Source organism: Polaribacter litorisediminis (assembly GCF_019968605.1).
GTDB classification, from domain to species: Bacteria; Bacteroidota; Bacteroidia; order Flavobacteriales; family Flavobacteriaceae; genus Polaribacter; species Polaribacter litorisediminis.
This window is the reverse complement of record NZ_CP082966.1, coordinates 133,275-157,291: the sequence shown is the minus strand read 5'-3', so window position 1 is coordinate 157,291 and position 24,017 is coordinate 133,275. Positions and strand designations below refer to the sequence as shown.

At 31.3% G+C, this 24,017-nt stretch carries 12 protein-coding genes; 4 read left to right on the top strand and 8 right to left on the bottom strand.

Features of this window, described 5'->3' with window-relative positions; translation table 11 throughout:
- The 8 genes from K8354_RS00610 to K8354_RS00575 all read right to left on the bottom strand — a co-directional run bounded on the left by K8354_RS00610 (position 1) and on the right by K8354_RS00575 (position 20,056).
- Positions 1–789 (bottom strand): Na(+)-translocating NADH-quinone reductase subunit C, encoded by a 789-nt coding sequence (locus tag K8354_RS00610; protein ID WP_223444587.1) that lies wholly within the window; start codon positions 787–789, stop codon positions 1–3.
- A 2-nt stretch (positions 790–791) separates the two neighbouring features.
- A complete protein-coding gene (locus K8354_RS00605) occupies positions 792–1,994 on the bottom strand; it encodes an NADH:ubiquinone reductase (Na(+)-transporting) subunit B (protein ID WP_223444585.1) in 1,203 nt (400 codons plus the stop codon).
- Between the two features lie 4 nt (positions 1,995–1,998).
- Positions 1,999–3,348, bottom strand: a complete 1,350-nt coding sequence (locus K8354_RS00600) for a Na(+)-translocating NADH-quinone reductase subunit A (protein WP_223444584.1) — start codon at positions 3,346–3,348, stop codon at positions 1,999–2,001.
- A 701-nt stretch (positions 3,349–4,049) separates the two neighbouring features.
- The gene (locus K8354_RS00595) at positions 4,050–7,412 is read right to left on the bottom strand and encodes an MBG domain-containing protein (RefSeq protein ID WP_223444583.1); all 3,363 of its coding nucleotides are present in this window, start codon (positions 7,410–7,412) and stop codon (positions 4,050–4,052) included.
- Positions 7,413–7,415: 3 nt separating this feature from the next.
- A complete protein-coding gene (locus tag K8354_RS00590) occupies positions 7,416–8,705 on the bottom strand; it encodes an SGBP N-terminal domain-containing protein (protein WP_223444578.1) in 1,290 nt (429 codons plus the stop codon).
- A 4-nt stretch (positions 8,706–8,709) separates the two neighbouring features.
- Positions 8,710–17,181, bottom strand: a complete 8,472-nt coding sequence (locus tag K8354_RS00585) for a LamG-like jellyroll fold domain-containing protein (protein ID WP_223444576.1) — start codon at positions 17,179–17,181, stop codon at positions 8,710–8,712.
- A gap of 10 nt (positions 17,182–17,191) precedes the next feature.
- Positions 17,192–18,085, bottom strand: a complete 894-nt coding sequence (locus tag K8354_RS00580; RefSeq protein ID WP_223444575.1) for a phage tail protein — start codon at positions 18,083–18,085, stop codon at positions 17,192–17,194.
- Between the two features lie 219 nt (positions 18,086–18,304).
- Positions 18,305–20,056, bottom strand: a complete 1,752-nt coding sequence (locus tag K8354_RS00575) for a tetratricopeptide repeat protein (protein WP_223444574.1) — start codon at positions 20,054–20,056, stop codon at positions 18,305–18,307.
- 229 nt (positions 20,057–20,285) lie between these two features.
- Between K8354_RS00575 and K8354_RS00570 the strand changes: the two genes are divergently transcribed.
- The 4 genes from K8354_RS00570 to K8354_RS00555 all read left to right on the top strand — a co-directional run bounded on the left by K8354_RS00570 (position 20,286) and on the right by K8354_RS00555 (position 23,883).
- Entirely contained in the window at positions 20,286–21,503 is a 1,218-nt protein-coding gene (locus K8354_RS00570) for a type IX secretion system plug protein (protein ID WP_223444573.1), read from the top strand.
- 48 nt (positions 21,504–21,551) lie between these two features.
- Positions 21,552–21,938 (top strand): Co2+/Mg2+ efflux facilitator ApaG/CorD, encoded by a 387-nt coding sequence (gene apaG / locus K8354_RS00565; RefSeq protein ID WP_223444572.1) that lies wholly within the window; start codon positions 21,552–21,554, stop codon positions 21,936–21,938.
- Positions 21,926–23,086: a DUF3667 domain-containing protein gene (locus K8354_RS18765; RefSeq protein ID WP_367890438.1), complete on the top strand. Its 1,161-nt coding sequence runs from the start codon at positions 21,926–21,928 to the stop codon at positions 23,084–23,086. Before apaG ends, K8354_RS18765 begins: the two co-directional genes overlap by 13 nt.
- A gap of 116 nt (positions 23,087–23,202) precedes the next feature.
- Complete coding sequence (locus K8354_RS00555) at positions 23,203–23,883, top strand: hypothetical protein (RefSeq protein ID WP_223444571.1); 681 nt, start codon at positions 23,203–23,205, stop codon at positions 23,881–23,883.
- Positions 23,884–24,017: the final 134 nt, after the last annotated feature.

Here is a 24,017-nt window from a genome sequence, read left to right as displayed (position 1 = left end):
TTATTTTTTTAAATTTTTAAAATAAGGCATGTATAATGCTAAATCTTTCTTGATCATTGCAGAAACCCCATCACCTGTAATGGTTGCACCTGCAATAGCATCTACTTCATAATCTGTTTTGTCTTCGTTCTTCGGATCGTTATTTCCTTTAGCCACCGTAACACCTTTGAATTTTCCTGATTCAGAAATTAAATGTTCGCCAATAAAATCATCCATAAAATAACGTTGTTTTATATTGGCTCCTAAACCAGGAGTTTCTCCTTTATGATCAAAGTAAGCTCCTTGAACTACCATGTTTTCATCCAAAGAAATATAACCCCAAATAGCGTCCCATAAACCTTTTCCTCTAATTGGTGCTACATAAAACATTTTACCATCTTTTTCACCAATAAATAAAGGTAACTTTCTAACCTTACCTTCTTTGGCATTGGTTTGTTGTTTCTTTACATCAATTAAATAAGGTTCCCTATTATTATTGGCAGCCATATATTCAGCTCTGTTTTGCTGTTGTACCACTTTATCGCCTTCAACAACCAAAACCAACTGTTCTTTTACATATTTTGTAAATTCTGCACCCGCAACTTTTGTAGAAACAAAGTTTGCATTCGAACCGTCGTTTTCATTAACACCCATGGCGTACAAAATATTTTGCTGCTTTTCGATACGTTCATTTTCTTGAATGGTAGGCTTTAAAGACGATGCTAAAAAGGCTAACAAAGAACCAACAACTAACACCATTATCACAGCGAAAATCATTGTATATCCATTACTATCTGTTCTCTTACTCATAATTAGGCAGTTTTAACTTTAGCTCGTTTTAATCTTTTATTTACGTTTCCTTGAACCACATAATGATCTATTGTTGGCGCAAATACATTCATTAATAATATTGCTAGGAATACTCCTTCTGGGTAGGCCGGATTAAATACACGAATCATAATGGAGAAGAAACCAATTAAGAAACCATAAATCCATTTCCCTTTATTCGTTTGAGAACCAGTTACTGGATCTGTTGCCATAAAAACGGCTCCGAATGCCAAACCACCAATCATTAAATGTTCCCACCAAACAGTGTTCATTAATCCATAAAATTTACTAGATTCTGTAATGATTCCACTTGAAGTAACCAGATTAAAAATTAATCCCATAACGGCTGCACCCGCAAATGTTGAAACAATAATTCTCCAACTTCCTATTTTAGTAAAAACCAAAATAGCGGCTCCTATTAAGATTAAGAAGGTAGATGTTTCTCCGACAGAACCAGGTATGAAACCCATAAATTTATCCCAAGTTGAATAAATTACTTCTTGATTTTGTGCGTAACTTCCTAAAATAGTTTCTCCAGAAATTGCATCTGCAGTTCCTGTTCTATTCACTGCGTCATATACCCAAACTTTATCTCCTGACATCCAAGTTGGATATGCAAAAAACAAGAAAGCTCTGATGGTTAAAGCAGGATTTAAGATATTCATTCCTGTACCTCCAAATACTTCTTTACCTATAACAACACCAAATACAACTGCTACAGCTAACATCCAAAGTGGTGTATCTATTGGCACAATTAAGGGCACTAACATTCCTGTTACAAGGTAGCCTTCTTCTACTTCGTGTCCTTTTATCACTGCAAAAATAAATTCTACTAAAAGACCAACTCCATAAGAAACGATGACTAATGGCAATACTTTTATGATTCCAATCCAAAGATTATCCATCGTAAAAAAGTTTGCGAATACATCTCCTCTTAAAGAAGGATCGATTGCTGCATAATGTTGATAACCTGCGTTAAACATTCCAAACAACAAACAAGGTATTAAAGAGATAATGACAATATTCATTGTTCTCTTTAAGTCGTCTGCTGCTTTAATGTGAGTTCCTCCTGTATGAGTTACTTCGTTCGGTAAATATAAAAAGGTATGGATTGCGTTGAACGCAGGCGCCATTTTAGTTCCTCTATATTTTTCTTTTAAATTGTGTAAGTTTTGTTTTAAGCTCATAATCTTATCCTAATTCTTCTCTCATTAAATCTAAACCTTCACGAATTATCTTTTGGTGAGGTTGTTTAGATACACAAATAAACTCTGTTAATGCGAAATCTTCTGGAGCCACTTCATAGCCTCCTAAAGCTTCCATCTCATCTAAATCTTTATACATAAATGCCTTTAACAATTGCATTGGATAAATATCCAAAGGAAAAACCTCCTCGTAAGCACCTGTTACTACAAAAGCTCTGTGCTCACCATTGGTATTGGTATTTAAATCGTACTTTTTATTTGGAGTTAACCAAGAAAAAGTAAAAGCTCTTGAAGTCGATATTTTATTAAAGATTGGCTTATTCCAACCAAAAAACTCATAATCATCTCCTTCAGGAATTGCTGTAATTTGATTATCATAATACCCTAAGAAACCATCTTCTTTTACTTCCTTTCCAGAAAGTACGTTTCCGCTGATAACTCTTGTATTGTTATTTTGTAAATTTTTTGCCGTAACATCTGCAATACATGCCCCTGCAATCGCTGTTGTATATTGTGGCGTGCTAAATTGAGAACCTGTTAGCGCCACTGTTCTTGTCATATTTAACTTACCTGTTAAAAACAACTCACCAATAACTACTAAATCTTGCGGGGTTAAAATCCAAACAACTTCACCTTTATTAATAGGATCTATTTTTGCAATTTGCGTTCCTACATTCCCAGAAGGATGCGGTCCTGAAACCTTGTGAAGCGCTACTCCTTTTAAACTTGTAAACAAAGAAGATGCATTCTGACCAACGGAAAGATGCACTTTGCCTTCTGTTAGTTTTGCAATTGCCGTAACAGCAGCTTGCAATTCTGCTTCTTTACCTGCCAGCGTATATTCTAAATCAGCAGCTAAAGGTGCACTTGCATACGCAGAAATAAAAATTGCTTTTGGCGCTTGATTTGGATTTGCAATAATGTCATAAGGACGTTGCTTTATAAATGGCCAACAACCTGAAGCAAATAAATGATTTTTAACCTCTTCTGCAGATAATTTATCTACATTTTTAGTCCCAAAATCTTTATGAACTTGTTTGGTATCTGCAGCAATTTTTACAGCTAATACTTTTCTTCTTGCTCCACGAACTACTTCCGTAACTTTACCAGAAACAGGACTCAAAAATAAAATACGTTCATCACTTTTTGAATAAAAAAGTGTGTCTCCGGCTTTTACTTTAGCTCCTTCTTTGGCAACAAGTTTTGGTGTAATTCCATGAAAATCTTCTGGTTTCACTGCATAAACACTACTTAAAGAACTCGTTGTAGTGTTTTTTTCAGCCTCCCCAACAAGCTTAATATCTAAGCCTTTTTTAATACGAATGTCTTTTGACATAGGAAATTGGAATTTTAGTTATCTAAAAAAATCAAGCAAATTTAAGGATTTTGACAGGTATTCTGAATACAAAAAACCTTATATATTCGTTAAAACGAATTATTTATAATGAATCTAAATAATAGTATTTTGTAAAAAAGTAACAACTTTAAATTATGACGTAGATATTGCTGACATTAATATATTAATCGTATTTTTCGAATAGATTTTTTAACAGATTCTACTTTTCTGGTACTTTATTTGTTTGCTTAAATTTTATTACAATCAAGAAATAAAAACAAATAAAGGCTCGAAAACAGCATCTATATTACTTAGAGCTAACCACAACAAACAGCTAAAAAATAAAAAAGGATTCAATAAATTTATTTAACGAAAAGAAAACCTCCATACTTTCATTAAAATATAGTGTTGTCCGATTAAAATTAACTAAAGTGTTTTAAAGTATTGATAGTCTTGATTTTCAAGAGTTTTTAAAGTAGTACACCTTGCTATTAAAACCGCTTTAGAATTTATAATGTATCAAAAAATTTAAAATCGTCATAATATTGTTTTTCAGTTAGTTACATTCAAGTCTTTGTTCTTGATTCTAACAGCGAAAGCGGTCTTTTTATCTTTTATCGGACAACAATGATTAAAATATATCAATTTACACGCATGTCTATTTCCTTAAAATGTTTAAAAAATTTTGTTCGCTTTCGTTGCTATTTTTTCAAGATCCTTTTTGTAACAATTCCTTGGTTTGTTATAATTTTAATTATGTACGTACCTGCACTTAAACTTTGTAATTGAATACCTTTACTTACATTTTTTTCATTAATTAAAACTTTCCCTAATAAGCTTAGTACGATAACTTTTTTAATCTCTAGTTGATTACTCGTTTCTACATTTAAAAAAAAGTTAACTGGATTTGGAAAAATTTTTATACGATTCGTTAATGAAATATCATCTAAACTAGCTGTTGTGGAAATTTCAAAATTTGCTCCAATAAAAGTTATATTATAATTATTACTAAGACTTAATGTCCCAATTTCTATTAAATAAACACCAACGTACTCTCCTACTTCTCTAATTAAAACTCCTGTAAAATTATCATTATTAATTAAACTACCTTCTGTAATTTGATAGGTTAAAACAGGGTCAGAGTCTCCAAAATTTTTCGTTTTAATATCTGCTGTAACCGTAATTTCTCTTTGTACAATACTTAAATTATTACTTTCAAAAGTAATATCATAATTGTTACTAGAAAGCGTGGATGAAATGGCATACTCTCCTACATCTTCTCCTGCTTCTCTCGTTAAATTTCCTGTGAATACATCTCCGTTTTCTAGACTTCCCGTTGTGATTGTATACGTCAATTCTGGGTCAGTTTCTCCATAAACTTTGGATTTTACATCTGCTGTAATTGTAATTTCTTTTTGTACAATACTTAAATTATTACTTACAAAAGTAATATCATAATTGTTGTTAGAAAGTGTGGATGAAATGGCATACTCTCCTACATCTTCTCCCGCTTCTCTCGTTAAATTTCCTGTGAATACATCTCCGTTTTCTAAACTTCCCGTTGTGATTGTATACGTCAATTCTGGGTCAGTTTCTCCATAAATTTTGGATTTTGCATCCGCAGTAATTGTAATTTCTCTTTGTACAATACTTAAATTATTACTTACAAAAGTAATATCATAATTATCATTAGAAAGTGTTGATGAAATGGCATACTCTCCTACATCTTCTCCCGCTTCTCTCGTTAAATTTCCTGTGAATACATCTCCGTTTTCTATACTTCCGGTTGTTACTGTATAGGTTAATTCAGGGTCAGTTTCTCCATAAATTTTGGATTTTACATCTGCTGTAATTGTAATTTCTTTTTGTACAATACTTAAATTATTACTTACAAAAGTAATATCATAATTGTTATTAGAAAGTGTTGATGAAATGGCATGCTCTCCTACATCTTCTCCCGCTTCTCTCGTTAAATTTCCTGTGAATACATCTCCGTTTTCTATACTTCCGGTTGTAATTGTATACGTCAATTCTGGGTCAGTTGCTCCATAAATTTTAGATTTTACATCTGCTGTAATTGTAATCTCTTTCTGTACAATACTTAAATTATTACTTACAAAAGTGATGTCATAATTGTTATTAGAAAGTGTTGATGAAATTATATAATCTCCCACATCTTCTCCTGCAACTCTCGTTAAATTTCCTGTGAATACATCTCCGTTTTCTAGACTTCCCGTTGTTATTGTATAGGTTAATTCTGGGTCCGCTGCTCCATAAATTTTAGATTTTACATCTGCTGTAATTGTAATCTCTTTCTGTACAATACTAAAATTATTACTTACAAAAGTGATGTCATAATTATTATTCGAAAGCGTTGATGAAATTGCATAATCTCCTATTTCTTCTCCTATAACTCTCGTTAAATTTCCTGTGAACACATCTCCATTTTCTAAACTACCAGTTGTTATTGTGTACGTCAATTCTGGGTCAGTTGCTCCATAAATTTTAGATTTTACATCTGCTGTAATTGTAATCTCTTTCTGTACAATACTTAAATTATTACTTACAAAAGTGATGTCATAATTGTGATTAGAAAGTGTTGATGAAATTATATAATCTCCCACATCTTCTCCCGCTTCTCTCGTTAAATTTCCTGTGAATACATCTCCGTTTTCTAGACTTCCCGTTGTGATTGTATACGTCAATTCAGGGTCAGTTTCTCCATAAATTTTGGATTTTACATCTGCCGTAATTGTAATTGGTTTTTTGGGTATAAAATAAGCCTCATATTCTGAGAAAACTATAGAATTTGAACTAAAGTCTTTAATATCACTTGCACTTTTAACTTGTAACGAAATGGTTCCTTCCTCTAAATTTGTATTAGAAACAGAAATTTTATATTGGTTATTTTCAACTAAATTTATAGATGAAATTGTCATACCATTTGATGCAATTCCTTTAATCTCAAAATCAGAAACATCAATATTTAAAACTTCTTCATTAAACGTTACTAAAAACCACCACGCGTTTGCATCATTATCTACAGCTATATTCGTTATAATTGGTTTTGTAATATCATAGGTGAAAATAATTTTATTTGATATCTCATTCTGGTTATTATTTTCATCTAAAGCACTATTTGCTGCAACTTGTATAGAAAAATCGCCTTGCGACATTGGAATAAGGTTTATCTTAAATACTTTTGAATCTTCCGTACTGAATTCTGAAATTATAGCATTTTCTAATAAAAAATCTGAGATATCAAAACCTGACACTACTTTAGAAAAAGAAATATTTAGGGTAACAGGAATACTATTTGTTTTTAAATTATTTGTAGTTGAAATAGCCACAGTGACAGGATCACTATTTAATGCCAAAGAAACAGAAACTTCATATTCTTTTAAAACAGCTTGATTTTCTGATAGTACCTTGTAAATAACTGGATTTGTAAAACTGTGTTTTGACACGCCAGATATTTGCATAACACCATCAACATAAACTGCTGAATTTTCACTTGACACAAAAACAGCTGACAATGCCCTTACATCTGTATTTTCTGGTAAAACAATATTTATTTTATCCGAAGTAATTTCTTCCGCTACAGCAGTGATTCCTAAAAAATTAAAAGAACTAAAAATCGCATTTTCATTCAATTCTGGACTTGCAATACTATACGATTGAAAAATTCCTCCCATATTTCCATCAATACTAAATGTTTCTGTTCTATCAATATTTACAACTAAATCTGCAGTGCTATTATAAATTTTAAAACTAATGGTTTCGTTATTTGTATTTGCATACACAGATAAATAGGCTACATACTTTTGAACACTTGCTTCATAAATAATATTGGCAACTCCTCTTACTTCTCCGTTTACAAAAGCTGCTACTTTATCATTCTCAGAAGTTAAATTAGAGCCATCTACGTTTAAAAACGTAGTAAAGGTCATGCTGTACTGATAATTAGATGAATTTACAAACCAATTAGGGTCTTGAGCTTGGGTGTTTTGAAACCAAAAACTGATAAAAAAAATCAAAGAAACTTTATAGATAACTGATTTCATAACTTAATTTTGGGTTATTTTAATTGTTGAATTAATTAAAACATTACCAGCCCTATCTTTTATGTCATTAACAGATTTGATATTTAATGAAACTACGCCTAGATAATTATTTACAGCAGCTATTGTAACTTTATATTTAGCATCCGTTTCTTTTGTTACATTAATTGTCGTGTTAGAAATTGTCTCAAAAACTGATGCCGTAACATTTTCTACGGCTTCATTAAAAATGACTGTGAATTCTAACGTATGACTATTTGTGATCTCATTTGTTGGTTTTTCTCTTTTGATTGATAAAACATAAGGACTTATCAAATCATACGTATAGAAGAGTTTATTAGAAATTAAATTTCCTGCATTTTCATTATTAAATACTGAATTCGCAAAAATTTCTATTGAAAATAATCCTTGTTGAATGGGTACAATTTGCAATGAATAATTAAATTCATCAAGTTTATTAATTGACAAAACTACTGCGTTTGAAAGTGAAATACTTTCTTTTTTTAAACCATAAATGGCAACATTTGTTTTTAAATTAACAATTAAAGGAACTTGTTTTACAAAAGAGGTTTCATCAGTTAATAAAACAAGTTCTGGTATCTCTGTGTTTACATTCCCTAAAGTTACATGTACTTCATATTCTAAAAGTTTAGATTCATCTTCTGATACTATTTTGTAAAGAATTGGATTCGTAAAATCCTGTTCTGTAACTCCAGAGATTTGTTTTACATTTTCTACAAAAAAACGGGCACCATCACTTAATGAGAACTCAGCAACTAAATTTGTAATCGCTGTATCAATAGGTAATACAACATTAATTTTATTATTTACAATTGTTTGCGATTCATTTGATACTCCAACAAAACCAAACGAATTTAAAACAGCTTCATTATTTAATGCAGGCTTTGCAATACTATAGGATTGAAAAACGCCACCAACATTGCCATCAATAACAAAATTTTGCGTTTTATCGACATCAATTACAACATCATTTACACTATCATACATTTTAAATGAAATTGTTTCATTATCCGTATTTGCATAGACAGATAAATACGCAACATACTTATGTACACTTGCTACATAGACCACATTAGCAACACCCCTTATCTCGTCATTTACAAAAGCAGCAACACGGTCATCTGTAGATGAAAGTGTTGTGCCATTGCTATTTAAAAAGGATGTAAACGTCATACTATATTGATAACCAGCAGTGTTTACAGACCAATTAGGATCTTGAGCTTTTATATTTAATGTATTTATAACTAAGAATAGAAAAATAATAGCGCTTTTCATCATCTTATTTTTTAATCATTTTCTTAATAATACTTTTCCCATTAGAAGCACTTAACTTCATTAAATAAACACCTTTTGCCAAATTAGAAGTATCTATTGTTGCAACCTCTTTATGGGTCGAAATTGTATTTACAAGCGCACCAATTGTATTAAATATTTCTATTTTAGTAACCTTATCTTTTTGCAAAGATGAGTTTATTGTGATGGTATTTGAAAACGGATTTGGATACAAAACAACATTACTTAAAAATTCATTTTCTGTTGATAAACTCTTTAAACTTAAAACAACAGGATTTTTAAGATCTCCTAGTACTTTATTGTTTTCAAAAACAACACTAGACGTTACATCAACTTCTGTATTTCCATCAGAAAGCACAAACTTTAAAGCATCATTTGTATTGCTAAAAACAGTAATAAAACTAATTTTTCTGCTGTTTAAAGTGATAATTGGAGATGCTCCTCTTAGTACTCCTTCAGCATCATACACGAATACTTTCTCAAATTCATCATCTGCTACAATTTCTGATATCACACTCATATTTGCATTGTATTTAGCAAACTGTGCAATGGTTTCTGCGGAATGTTCTTGACCCGTAACATTTGATTTCTGTTGATAATTAGCATTTGGATAATTTAATGTTTGAGCAACTCCAGATTTCATCATATAACCTCTATTAGATTGCATGTAATTAAGTGTTCCGCTCCAACCAGAATTTGAATCGTAAATTGCAAAATTGTATTGATCCTTTATAACATCGCCATCTGTAGGATTATAATTAGCAAGTGCTTCTGCAAGACTTATATTTCTGTGAATTGGGTATGCCAACCAGTTCCAGCCTTCATTAATAGCAATATGAACGTTAGCTTCATCAACATCATTTCCAATTAATTGTAATGAATTTGTATTTGCTAATTTTACTTTATACATTTTTGTGTTTTCTAAAGTAGTTAAAGAACCAAACCAATCGTTATTTTCATAACGTGTAAATTCATTTTGAGATTTAATCTGGTCATTATCTTCCAACATTAGCCCATCAAAAGTTTCTTTGATATTGATAAAATTATCATGTTCCACAAAAAAAGAAGCCCAAGTCCAACCTTTATTTAGTAACGTAGTTTGCTCAGAAAATTGAGCTCCAGAAAATACAACAGGTATTGATTTAGAACCTAAAACTTCATTTTGTAAAAAGAGTGTATTTACTGCGCCATCAATAGAAGCAACTAATACTTTTCCGTTTAAAGCATCCCAAATTTTAAAAGTTATTTCTTCACCACTTGTAACATTACTGTATGCCGTTAAATACACAAAATAGCTATCAAAAGCATCATCATATTGTAAATAAGCCTCACCTCTTGGTGTATTATTTACAAAAGCACCCACTTTAGTGAATTGATCTCTTGAGAAGATTTCATTAATTTTTATTTTTCCAATAATATTTAAACTATTTGAATAATCAGGAGCGTTTACAGACCAATCAGGTGCTGGCGTTATCACTCTTAAAGACAATGTTAATCTATCATTAAATCCAGATGCTGTCTCTAGGTAAATATCTGCATTATAAATGCCCATTGCCAACTCATTATCAACCTTAAAAACAAGTTGTTTTATTGCATTTGGAGCAACAGATCCTTCACTACTATCAGCAGTTATCCAGGTTGGTAAACCACTAATTGAATACGTTTGATTACTTCCGCCTTTATTCACAATATCCATGGTAAATGAATAGGCTTCGTTTACATTTTTCTCAGCTACAATTTCTTTGGTTTGGTTTTGTGTAAACCATTCTATTTCTTGTTTACTTACTAAAGCAGACCAACTTATTGGCGATAATTGCTCATTAAAATGGGTATCATTCATTCTAGAAACAGAAAAATCTAAAATTTGACCTTCATATAAAGACCATTCTTCATCTGTTAAAGTTGGTTGAATAATCATTTGATCTCCATTTACTACTGTTGAAAACGGAATATTTGTAAACTGTAACTTTGGTTTTAATGCTGGGGAATCTTGTGTGTAATTTTGTGTTGATCCTGCATTTAGTCTTGAAAAAGTACTTGTTACAGTATTATTGATCGCTACATGATTGTATTTAGGACCTTTAGTAGTATTTCCATCTTCTTGATTAAAATCTACATACAGCATTAAGCCTTCTGAATTGGGCTCAATTTCAAAATAACGATCTCTTTTAATTTGTTCGAAACTTCTTGCAGTATTCCATAAACGGATTTCATCTAAACTTCCTGTAAAATGATTATCCATTGTTAGATTAGAAAAACCATCATCAAACAATCTTGCACCGATTAATATTTTGCTTCCAGAAATTCCACCAATTTTTATCGAAGAAACAGAAGCTGTTTCTAAAGCATCTACATAGGTATTTATTGAACCTCCTCTTTTTACAATCATTGCAATATGATGCCAATTGCCATCTGCAACAGACACTGTAGTTAAATTATAAGAAATATTTTCTGACATCAATTCTAAATTTCCATCAGATTTCATATTTACAGACCATTTATTTCTAGATCCATCACTCTGTGGCAGGTCCTCATCATTTCCTTTTCCGTTAGAAAAAATAGTTCCAGCAGTTGCTGTTGCTGTTTTAATCCAAAATGAAAGTGTAATATCTTCCGCAACACTTGGTTGCACAAACCCTACATTTTCTAATGATAAATAAGCATTGTTGGCAAAAGTATATGCTGTTCCTTTAGGTTTAATATCCCAACCTAAATTTACAATAGCATTTCTGCTTTTTGCTTTATCAAAACCAGTTTTCCCATTTCCTTCATCTAAAGTCCAATACCCTAAAAGATTTAATTCCCTACCCGTTAATGTTTTATCTTTCGCTACTGTTGCTTGTGCTGGTGTAAAGGTTTTAGACCAAAAACGAAGATCGTGTATATTACCAATAACGTTGCTACCACCAATAAAAATTGAACTATTAGAGTTGATATCTAAATTGCCTGTTAACACTTTATTTTCTAACTCGTTTCCATTTTGAAATATCAATAATTGAGGATCCTTTCCACTTTGATAGACTAAAGAATAGAAATTATATTGAGAAGGATCTATCGTTGCTATTACAGATTCTCCTCCCAAACTAAATGTAAGTTGATCACCATTTAAACTAGCATTAATTCCGTTTTCTTGACTGATTAAATTTCCTGATCCAGATGTTGCATTTTTAAACCAAAATTGCATGGTAAAAGAACCGTTTGGTAAAATTTGATTTGGCAACTCAATTTGATTCGCACCACCATCTAAATACACAGAAACACTATGATCTATTTCTTGTTGATTGCTTAAGCCAGTAACTTTAATATTGGTTAAATCACCTTTAAAAATAGCCTCATTAAATCGTAAAGAAATATCTTCACCTACATCTAAAATACCATCTGTAGGTTGTGGTGTACCAAACTGAACTGGTGCATTTAAATTTATTGTACCAGAAACTATTGGAGAGTTATAACTAACCTCGTCTGTACAATAAGAAATAGCTCTAAACTCATAAGTACCATCAGGTATTTTATTTGCAATAACATTCCAATTAAAAGTATACTCAGAATTTGTTGGGTCTATAACTTCTCCATCATCATCACTAGCAGTATCTTTTAAAGCTTGTGAACCATAATAGGTTTTAAGCTTAATCCAATTTGCCGAGCTTGCATTTCTGTATTGTAATTCTATTTTGTTAAAACCAGCAAAATCGGTATTAAAGTCTGTAAATGTTATTGGTAATGTATTTGTGGTTGTAATTCCAGTATTTGTATCTGTAGCATAGGCTTCTGCTCTGTTAAAAATAAAATTATCTTCTGGTGCAGAAACCGTTACTTTAGAACACGATTTTTTAAACTCTACAGAAACATCTACAAAAGCTTCAGAAGCAGTAATTTCATCACAAGGATTTTTTAAATAGACCCTAATATCATCATATTTAAAAATACTTGATGCAGATGATTTATACACTTCAAAAGGAAATTCTACAGTTTCATTATAAGGAATGTAGACATTTACACCGTTTACAGCAATATTTGTAGTGGCGCCATTTAAGGTTAATGCATCTACATCTAAAATGTATTCTAAATCAGATTGTGTTTCACTATTATTTTTTAGAAATAATGTAAACAAGGCACCTTCACTTTCTGGTACATTGGTTAACACTGTTTTGTCTGATAATAAACTTGGTAAATACACGCGATTGGTAGGGTCAGATAAAATTTCTCCTCCATTACCAATAATAGCTTCATCAAAACCTGCTACTTTATAAAAAAGTGAGGTGGTCTCTGGCTCATAAGGGCAAGAGGTAGCGCCACCACGTGTTATAAAAATAGGGCCATTACCATCAAACATATTTACCACATCTACACTTAATGAATTATTGTCATCATTGTCTTTTAAAGTGTACGATATCGTACTTGTACGTTCTGCTCCAGAAGTTTGGTTAGAAGTAGTAATTTTAGATTTTGCATATGTATAATTACCAACTGCACCTATGTTTAAGATTAAAAGCCCCAACTGTGATTTAAACTCTTCCGAGGTTTCTACAGATACTCCTATAGAACTATCTACAATTTGAGTAGAACTTATTTCGCTTGTAAACTCGCCAACACCCGCATCAAAAGATTGATTCGAGAAAAAATTTGCGTTTACCAAATCAGTTATTTCACTTTCAAATTCTCCAAAACCTTTAACACTTTCTAAAACACTTTGCTTATAATCATCTCTATTGTTTTTTGCATCATATTTACTTTTTTCATTTTGTTGAATAATTTTCCTCCATAAATCTGCTTGTTTTTGATATGTTGCTTGTGTATAAACAGGAACTAATGGATCTGCATTGGGGTCAATTGGAGGTTCAACAAAATTTGCTGCTAATTTTTCTAAATTTGGTATTAAAGTTTCTATAATATATTTTTGTGAATACGTATAGAATGTTTTTGTAGGTTGTTCTCCAATTACATAATCTTGCCTTGTACTAACATACATTGTCACATCTTCACCGCTTGCATTTTTTGCAATTATTTCAATATTAGGTACTGGAGTTCCGTTTGCAAGGAGTAATGGAGTATCTGTGACAAACATGTTATTAAAAATACCATAATACACATTTTTGGCATTCCCAATATATAGATCTCCAGATGCGCCTACAAAATTAGGATCATCGCTTGTAGAAATAGTTTTATTAAATGTATAGGTATTTGTGGTTACATTTTCTGAAGTGTTTTCTATAGATTTGGAAAATGAACCTTCTGTATCTATTACAATATTAACATCTGTATCAACCAAAGCTGCAGGTATTCCAGTTGAAACAGTAATAGTAGACCCTATGGAAACATAATATCCTCCTCCTTCTGCCTCTGTATTTGCTCCTAAAATTTCTTGAGTATATGTAATTGTTGTTCCTTTTTCTATGGATGCAAAACTATTAGAACCAGGAGGATCTCTTAAAATAATATCAGGCACATCTGGTGCAACAGAAGCAAAATCTACCCCACCTGTAGGTGCACCTCCATCTATAATTCCTTCTGATTTGAAATCATCTGCATTAGAAATTCCTAAAGCATTGCTACCAGGAATATTATACTGAACCGAAATTGATTTTTTAAAACCATCTGCTATTGCAATATTTGGCTCTCCAGCAAAAAAGGAATATTTATATTCTTTGCCATTTTTACCAAGTGTCATTGTGCTTTTATTGGCAATCTCCAAATTGTTGGTAATATTAAAAGTACCTTCTGTAAAATATTCTTTAGTAATTTTATCTTCTGATGCATCTTTGTTTACATAATTTTGTGACACTTCAAAAGTGATATCATATTGTTTTTTTTGTGTATACAAAGGTGTGTTTAAAGTACTAATATCATAGGTATTAGCACCAATAACAATTTCTTTGTCATAATCTTGATCCAATAATGTTAAGGTAACAGGAGCGTTATATCTAAAACTTTTTTTATGATGAAATGGTTCAGAAAAAAGTTCTGTACCGTCCTTTGTTGTATAACTAATAGAATCTAAAACAGGAGTTGCTAATAAATTTAAAGTTTCATTACTGGTTAAAATTTCACCATTCAAAGCTGTGTTTGAAGGGATTTTTAAATCCGTAGTTTTAATATAATAGATGTGAGGAATTAAAGAAACTACATATTCACCTGTAATTGGATTGGTTGAAACAGGAACATCAAAAGTATTGGTATTAATATTTCCTTTTAGAATTATTGTTGCTACACCAATATTATTTGTTGATGAAATAATTTCGGTTTCTTCGTTTTCTTCATCTTTGTTATTTAAATAATTGTATTCACCTTCCAAACCAAAACCTAATGGTTTTTCTGACTCTAATTTGCCCCCAACAACTCTACCAATTAAAGATATCCTTGTGGTGTCTATAAACCATCTTGGACTAATTTGACTTTCAAAAAACTCAAAGGTATTTGATGCTGGAAAAAAGCCTGTATGTGCAAAGGTATGTCCATCTTTTCTAACTTCAATTTTATGCTTACCAATAGGAACAGTAATACTAAAGTTACCGTCAGCATCGGTTTCTACAGGCTGGTTATCAGCATTTATTACAATGTTACCATCTATATATACGGAAGCTTTTTCTAAACCAATTACAGGATATTTTTTTAACGTTCCACCTTCATGAAAATTATTGTCTTTGTTTATGGTACCACCTTCATAATAATACTGCCCTTTATTAATAATAATTCTAGCGCCATTGCTGGTCACTTTATATTGATTATATCCAAAATCTTCGATATCTGTATAAGCTGCTTCATCAGCATCTAATGCTATTGAATTAAATACACCCTGAACATTATATACAGCTCTACCATTAAACTTAAAAGAAGAAATATCTTTAAAATTTAACTGATTTACCACACTTGATTCCGCTCCTAAAAATACGGTTTGGCTTGCGGGTTCAAATTCATGTACACCTAAAGAAGGTGTAACCACAAAAGACTCTCCAGTTCCAGAATATCCAATACTAGCAATAGAGTAACTGCCGTTTGCATCTGTAACTCCAAAGACACCTAACTGTTTTTTTGTAGGTGTTACTGAGCTAAAAGTAACGCCACTTCCTAAAAAACCATCGTTTTTATTATATCGAAATCCTTTTTTAGAAAAATCATATACATTACTGCCTTCTTTTTCATCCATTCTTAAATAGATACTTAGATCGCTTTCTCCTCCACTTAAATACCTTCTGTAATCTCTTCTTATTTCTTTAGCAGAAAGTGCTCTTTTCCAAACCCTAACCTCATCTAAATACCCAGTGTAACCTGCTCCTCTATAACCTTGTCCTAAAGTTACTTTATCTATGGTAGATTGAATATTATAATCTGTAAATACAGGAAGACTCAATCTAGGTTTTAAAACGCCAGCAATTGCTGCTTCAGTATCTGTAGCGGGTATGCCATCAGAACCAGAAATACCATCTATGTATGCTTGTGTTAATTCTCTTCCATTAAGATAATATTTTGGTGGACTTCCTTGTGCTAAAACCAAAGAAATATGAATAAAAGAAGTATCTGTTAAAGAAGAAATATTTTTAAAAACATCATTCCCTTCATTATCTAATTCTCCTGTAGGATAAGAATTTAATAGATGAAGCGTATAAAATTGACCATTAAGTATCACTGCTATATTTATACCATGCCCAATAGATTGAGAAAAAAACTTACCTGCATTTAATTGTATTTCAGTTTCATCATTGGTGCTTCGAAGTGACATAATATAGTTACTTTTAGTAACCCAAGTTTGCAAGGTTAATGCATTGGTAGGTATTTCATATTCAATATCATTTATCTCAACAAAACCATTAGTAAATTGTAAACTAGAGCCAGCATTGTTTGCTACTCCATTTGCTTCTGCAAAAACAACAGCATCTTGCACTGGGCTACCGCCATCAAAACTTATAGATCCAGAAACTGTAGCTGTTGGATTTCTAAAACCAACATCAGTTATATACGTAACATATTCTTCTTCAATTGTAGAAACACCAACGGCTTCTATTTTATATTCGTACAAAATACCTCCTTGTGTTTCGATATCATCAAACTCAAAAACATCTTTACTTACAGTACCTATTAACTGTGTTGGTGTTGCACTTCCTAATTCTTTTCTGTAAATATTAATTTTCTCTATAACATTTTGATTCGAATTTAAAGTCCACTTGATATTTACTCTATCTGTATAATATCCTTTAGATATTTCTAAACCTTCATTTGGTAAAAAAGTTGAAGCAACATAAAAGACACCATAAGGAAAACCAATATTAGTAAGGTTTTGTGTAGAAGTACTATTCATAGAAAAAATAGGATTTCCTACTTGCATTTGCACTTGTAAATTATTTTCAACAGATTTATAATCTACAGCTGCATTACCAACAAAAAGTTGGGGTTCACTTTGATCTTGTGCTTTGGCAATATAGGTTACCAAACACAGACATAAAATATGTAGTGTTTTTTTCATTATAAAATGATTATAATTTTATAATATAGTTAACACCAAAGTTGACTGGTCTTGATTCTGTACCAGAATTTTCAGTTTCACCTTTTACGTTATGGTTGTGGTTTTCTTGAACATCCGTTTGCGGTGTAGAGACTTGAGCAGCGGAAAGAAAACTTCTTACTGTTGGACCTGTAAGATATCCAATAGGGCTTGATATTACTGTAGTATTTGTTTCTTCATGTGAATGTTCACCTTCCATACTTGTATTTATATCTACGTTGTGTAAATGTTCTTTGTTTTCGTCTTTCTGAAACTCTTTTAAATTAGGTCCTTCATAATTGGTATATCCTGTTTTAGCATTTGCACCAGTCCCTCTTAAAAACACACCTCTAAGATCTGGTGTAAAATCGCCTATTAACGCTCTTAAAGCTGCACCATCGGTAACAGACGCTATACTAGAACCATCGCACAAAGCCCATCCTTCTGGAGCAGTAGTGCCAACGAATGGCATAATAGAACCTGTAGGAGCACCATTATCTGCTTTTGCAGCTCTTTTTGCGTAATGGGCATAAGGTGAATATTGAAAAGGTTGGTTGTAAATCTCTATCTTATTACCATTTGGAGCTACAGAAATTTTTAATCTTAATTCTTTTAGTGCGAAATCTATACTATTAAAAGTGGCTACTTGAGGATTTCCTGTGCCCACTATATGAGAAAAAACACCAAAATTATCTGTTCTTATGGATTGTGTTTCTTCAAAAAGCACAGTATTATCAGCTTTAGTGATACTGAAAGTAAAAGTTAAATTTGAATTCTTAATTGCAGAATTTGCCGCATCTCTAGCAATACCTTGCACAGAAATACCTTGTGCAAAACAGATTGAAGTTAAAAATAAAAATAGAAATGTGCTGTAGACTTTTTTCATGATGTTAGGTTTAGATATTTTTTAATGAAATAAAAATAACCATAACCTATACACTAAAAGAATTTTAGCTGTAACATAAAGTAACAAGATACAAAGTGCTGACTTATAGATTGTTAAAAATTAAAATTATACTGATTTTTTGAATTTAAAAGAAGTAAAAAAGCATTTTCATTGATTTTTAGCAAAACCAAAGTGCTGTAATTTATATAAATTAGGTTCCTAAAGACTTTGAAAAAGTGTTTCAAAAGATTCCTCTTTCGTGATTTGCAGTTTAGCTCTAGATCGCTGTCTTGTAACTCGAATACTTGGGCGTCCAACTCCTAACATTGCTGCCATTTCTTTGTCTGATAAAGAAAGATAGGTAAGACAGCAAAAACGAACTTCGGCCTCAGTAAGTTTTGGATACTTTGTTTTTAAACTCATTACAAAACTAGGGTACACTTTATTATAATATTGAAGAAATTCTCGCCAATCTGCGTCTGTAAGTATCACTTTTTTAGAAAGTGCTTTTTGCTGTGCTTCTTGTATAAACACATCCAATTGCTTTTTAGAAACATTTAATTCTTGGGTAACTTTATCAACTTCACTTAAAAGTGTTTTCTCTTGTTGCTTTGCTTTTAGTTTAGATTTTCTAAAAATAAAATACCCAACAATAAGTAACACCAATAATACGAGTAAACTAATATTTCTTAGTGTAATGTTATCATTTTTAGAGGCTAGTTCTTTTTCTGCAGCTGTTTTTATTTTGTACTTATTATAGGCTTGTTCTACGTTAGCACTTCTAAATTGATTGTTTTTTCTTTTTAAACTATCTAGTGCAACAATGGTAGAATCTGCATAAGTAAGAGCAATATTAGGTTGACCAATGATTTTATAATAGTTAGATAAAACAGGGTATAATTTGCTAAGTCTTTTTATTTTTTTTCCAGAATGATGAGCTGCAAAAGTTGCCTTCTCTAAAACCTCTTTTGCTTTCTTAAACTCCCCTTTTTTTAAGTAGATGTCAGCTATTAAAATAAGTGCATTACTAGCATTTCCCCAAATTTTTACTTTGGTAGTAAAATCTGCATCTTTTTGTAACAAAGGCAAAGCCTCTTTATAATTGTCTTGTAAATAAAAATTTTCGCCTAAATTACCACCAGAAACGGCATGTATTAAACTATCTCCTCGTGAACTAGTATTCGTTAATGGCAAGTTAAAAACTCTCTTAAAATAAAAATTTGAGGAATCTAATTGCTGATTTTCACGATAATACACACCAAGATTGTTATTAGTTTGTCTGAAGATTTTATCTTTAGTTGAGATTAATTTTTGACCTCTAGGATAGTCCATATTTAATGCTTTTACAGAATACAAAATTGCATTTGGTATATCATCCATTTCATAATAGCAACCAGTAAGCACTCTATAATGTTCTAAAAGAGAACCAGGAGAAATATTTGCATCATTTTTTTTATGGATTTTTTCTATACTTTCTCTTAAAAGCCAAATTCCTTTTTCTATCTTTTTAAAGTCCTCTTTTGTATTTATAAGCAAAAGTGCATACTGAAATTTCGCTGCAATTTCAACCCATAAAACCCCTGAATTGGTTGCTTTTTCAGCTATTTTTTGTAACACTTTAGTATACTCATAATTTGAATCATCAATGTTTGGTCTCGTATAGTACTGCCAAATGCCAGCATACATTTCAAGACCAGGGTTCTTATGATCTGCACCTAACTTCTCAATTTTTTGAAACAGTTTATGCAGTGTAGCACTTTTTATTTCTCCCCTATATTTTTTTATGCCAGTAAAATAAAGAGAGCTTAATGCAGTTGGTTCAGTAATAAGAATAATTGAATCTAAAGCAGGTAAGCGCAAAACTTGTAGTAAAGAATCTACTTTAGCATCTGAAAGCGTGTTTTGCGCTGTTGCCTGAAATGAAACAGCAATGAGTAGAATTAGTGTATATCTTTTAAATAGATGATTCATAAATAATATATAGGCCTCTTAAAATCTTTTGAACTGATTTTCTGGACACAAAAAAAATATTTTTAGTCAAATAATGCTAAGGTAATGTTAAAAGCTAAATTTTTACATGTGTTTTGAATATTATGTTGTTACCATGATTTTTTAAAAAAAGGCATAAGAAAGGAACAGTTATTGAATTACTCATATAAAACCCAAAAATTAGTACTTTTACAAAACACAAAATAAGGTTATGCAAATAAGAATAATTTTCATTTTTATACTTTTTACCACTGGTATTATTGGCCAGAACATCCAATCCATTCAATTAAGACCGCTCCAAGAAAATAACTATTCTGCAATCGTTCCATTAGGTACTGTTTTAGAATTGTCTTTTGATGATTTAGAGAATGATGGTAAAGAGTATCAATATAAAATAGAGCACATGACGCATGATTGGCAAAAGAGCAGAATGCTTTCTAGTCAATATATTGATGGTTTTGATGAAAACAGCATTATTAATGTCACCAATTCTTTTAATACCTTTCAAAGCTATACGCATTATGCTGTAAGGATTCCGAATATAAATACCGTGATTACTAAAAGCGGTAACTATTTGCTTTCCGTTGTAAATTATGATACCGATGAAGTTGTTTTTACAAGAAGATTTGTTTTATTCGAAAACATGGCTACAATTGGTGTTGCCGTATCTCGAAGTAGAAATGCAAAAACCTTAAGTTCTCAGCAAACCGTGGAGCTTTCTATAAACCATCCAAACATCAGAATTAACAATCCTGCGCAAGAAGTGCATGTGGTTTTGCTAAAAAATGAAAACTGGAATGAAACAATTACCGATTTACAACCTACATTCTTTATGGCAAACCAGCTCAAATATACCTATGCCAATAAAACAAATTTCTGGGGAGGAAATGAATATTTAAACTTTGATAGCAAACTCATTAGAAACAAAAGTATTAATATAGTAAAAATAGAAATGCAAGATATTTTTCATCATTACTTATATCCTTTTACGTTTGATGAAAATAGAACTTATCGATACAATCCTGATATTAATGGGCAGTTTGTCATCCGAACTTTAGAAGGTAATGATGCCAATACCGAAGCAGATTATGCCATGATGCATTTTACCTTATATGCAGCTAAACCTTTTGATGAAAAAGAGGTGTATGTGTACGGAGCTTTCAATAATTTTGAAATTGAGGACGATGCCAAAATGGAATATGATTTTGAAGACAATAGCTACAAAGCAAACCTATTATTCAAACAAGGTTTTTACAATTATACTTTTGCCACGGTAGATAAATACAACCAAGTAAATACAAATGAAGTAAATGGTACTTTTTTTGAAACTGAAAATGAATATACCGCTATTATCTACTTTAAACCTTTTGGAGGACTGTATGATAGCGTCATCGGAATTGGAAAGGGCTTTTTTAATCAGGATAGATAAATAAGGTTTAATTTGTATTTTATATTCAAAAAAACTACATTTACCTTAATGGTAGAGCAAATTACAAAAGGAATTAAAATTTCTGTAAAAACAAAATATAACGGTACAAGCTATAGAAATAATAGATTGTATTACGTTTTTGCCTATTTTGTAACCATCGAAAATAAATCTTCACAAACTGTGAAGTTGACCGATCGTTATTGGAAAATTATGGATTCTCTCAATAAAACTGAAACCGTAGCAGGAGAAGGTGTTGTTGGGCAAACACCCGTTTTAAAGCCTAACGACCATTATTCTTACAGTTCAGGCTGTTTTTTAGAATCTAATATTGGTGCTATGAATGGTTTTTATGCCATGGAAAACATAGAAACCCAGGAAACATTTAAAGTACAAATACCTACCTTTCAACTCGTAACTCCTTTATTATCAAACTAAAAAAAACTAAAAATAAAGTCGTTAAAATTAAAGACCCAGCATGTTTAAATTGCGGGTATCCTTTTCAAGGACATGAAAAATTTTGTCCTGATTGCGGACAGAAAAATAAAGGTAACAAAATTACTTTTTGGAGTTTCATTCATGAGGTTTTTAATGGTCTTTTTAATTTCGAAGCCAAATTTTGGAATACAATTATTCCTCTTTTAATAAGTCCTGGTAAAGTTTCTAAAGACTATATTGATGGAAAAAGAGAACGATACTCAAATCCCTTTCGTTTTTATTTAACAGTTTCTATCGTCTTTTTTTTAATTATTGGTCTTACCAAAACAAAAGAAAAATATGAAAATTTAGCGAATGAAAAAAAAGAAGATATCAATGATGTTATTCGCAAAGATTCAATTGCTAACAAAGATAATTCTAAAAAAGACATAGAACTTACACAAGAAAAAATAGATTCTATTGTAAAAAATCTCGATGAAGATTTACAACAATCTTTCCTCCCTGAAGTAGCAAGAAAAAAAATTTTAGAGGAAGTAAAAAAAGAAGCAAAAGATACCGCAAAACTAAAAGGGAATAACAACAATATAAATTTTAATTTTGGCGGAGATACTAGATTAGATGATTTTGCAAATTATGCTAAAAAATATCCAGATTCTAAAATAGATATTGCTTTAGACTCCTTAGGTTATGAAAAAAATTTTACGAATCGTTTTTTATTTACGAAGGCAAAAAGTTTATACTCAATATCAAAAAGTGAGGAGAGCAGAGAGCAATTTTTTAGTCAAGTATTGTCTTATGGCTCCATAGCTTTGTTTATCTTTTTACCTTTTTTTACGTTATTTTTGAGGTTTTTTTACATCCGAAGAAAATACACCTATGTAGATCATTTAATTTTTGTTTTTCATGTGCAAACAGTTTTCTTTATGCTGTTCACGATCTTTTTAATATTGAGATTATGCTCATTAAAACCTGAAATCTGGGTTTTTATCGTCCTATTTTTATTGTATCTAATTATTGCCATGAAAAAGTTTTATCAGCAAGGATACTTTAAAACAATTCTAAAATTTTTGTTACTAAATTTAAGTTACACAATTGTAGCAGGAATAGGCGTTACATTTTTATTCATCATTTCTTTTATACTTTTTTAGATTGGATTTTCTATGCGATACAATAGTATCTCGTTTGCTATTCAGCAAAATTTCAAGTAAATTGCCTTTATATGCAATGTTGATTTTAGCGGGTGCATGAAAAAAAATAATCAAATATGAAATATATTACTATAGTGCTTGTTTTTGCGGGAATGCTGATTTCTTGCAATTCTTCAAAAAAATCAAAAACACCCATTCAAGAATCTTCTGTAAGCAAAAGTTTATCAGAAAGCACATCCAATGAAAGTACCAGCCAATTAAAGCCAATTGATACAGATACTGCTTTAATCGCAACAGCATTAATGGCGGCTCCAGAAGAAAGCAGATCAGGGTGTAAAGTTATTGGTTACAATATGGCGGGTGAATTTGTTACCTTGAAAGAGGGGGATAATGAATTTATTGTTATTGCAGACAACCCAAATCAAGAGGGATTTAATGCCGCATGTTATCACAAAGACTTAGAACCTTTTATGGCAAGAGGAAGAGCCTTAAAAGCAGCAGGTAAAACGAGACAAGAAATTTTTGAAACCCGCGAATTAGAAATGAAATCAGGCAAACTTAAAATAACGCCCGGAGCCACCTTGCACGTATATTATGGAGCAAAAACCTTGTACGACCCTAAAACTTCAAAAGTTAGAGGTGCTCAACTTCGTTATGTTGTCTATATGCCTTGGGCAACAACAGAATCTACGGGTTTGCCAGCGTCTCCATTGGCTTCAAATCACCCTTGGATTATGAATCCTGGAACCCATAAAGCGCACATTATGATTTCACCTTTACCTGAGGACGGAAAATAGTCTACACTAAAAATTTAAAAAAAAGTGTTTTTGCTAATGACCAAGAATATTTTGTTGCAAAAAAAATCTACAGAATACTATAGCGAACTATTTGTATTAATTAGTACCCTAAAAAAAAAGTTTATCAGCAAGGA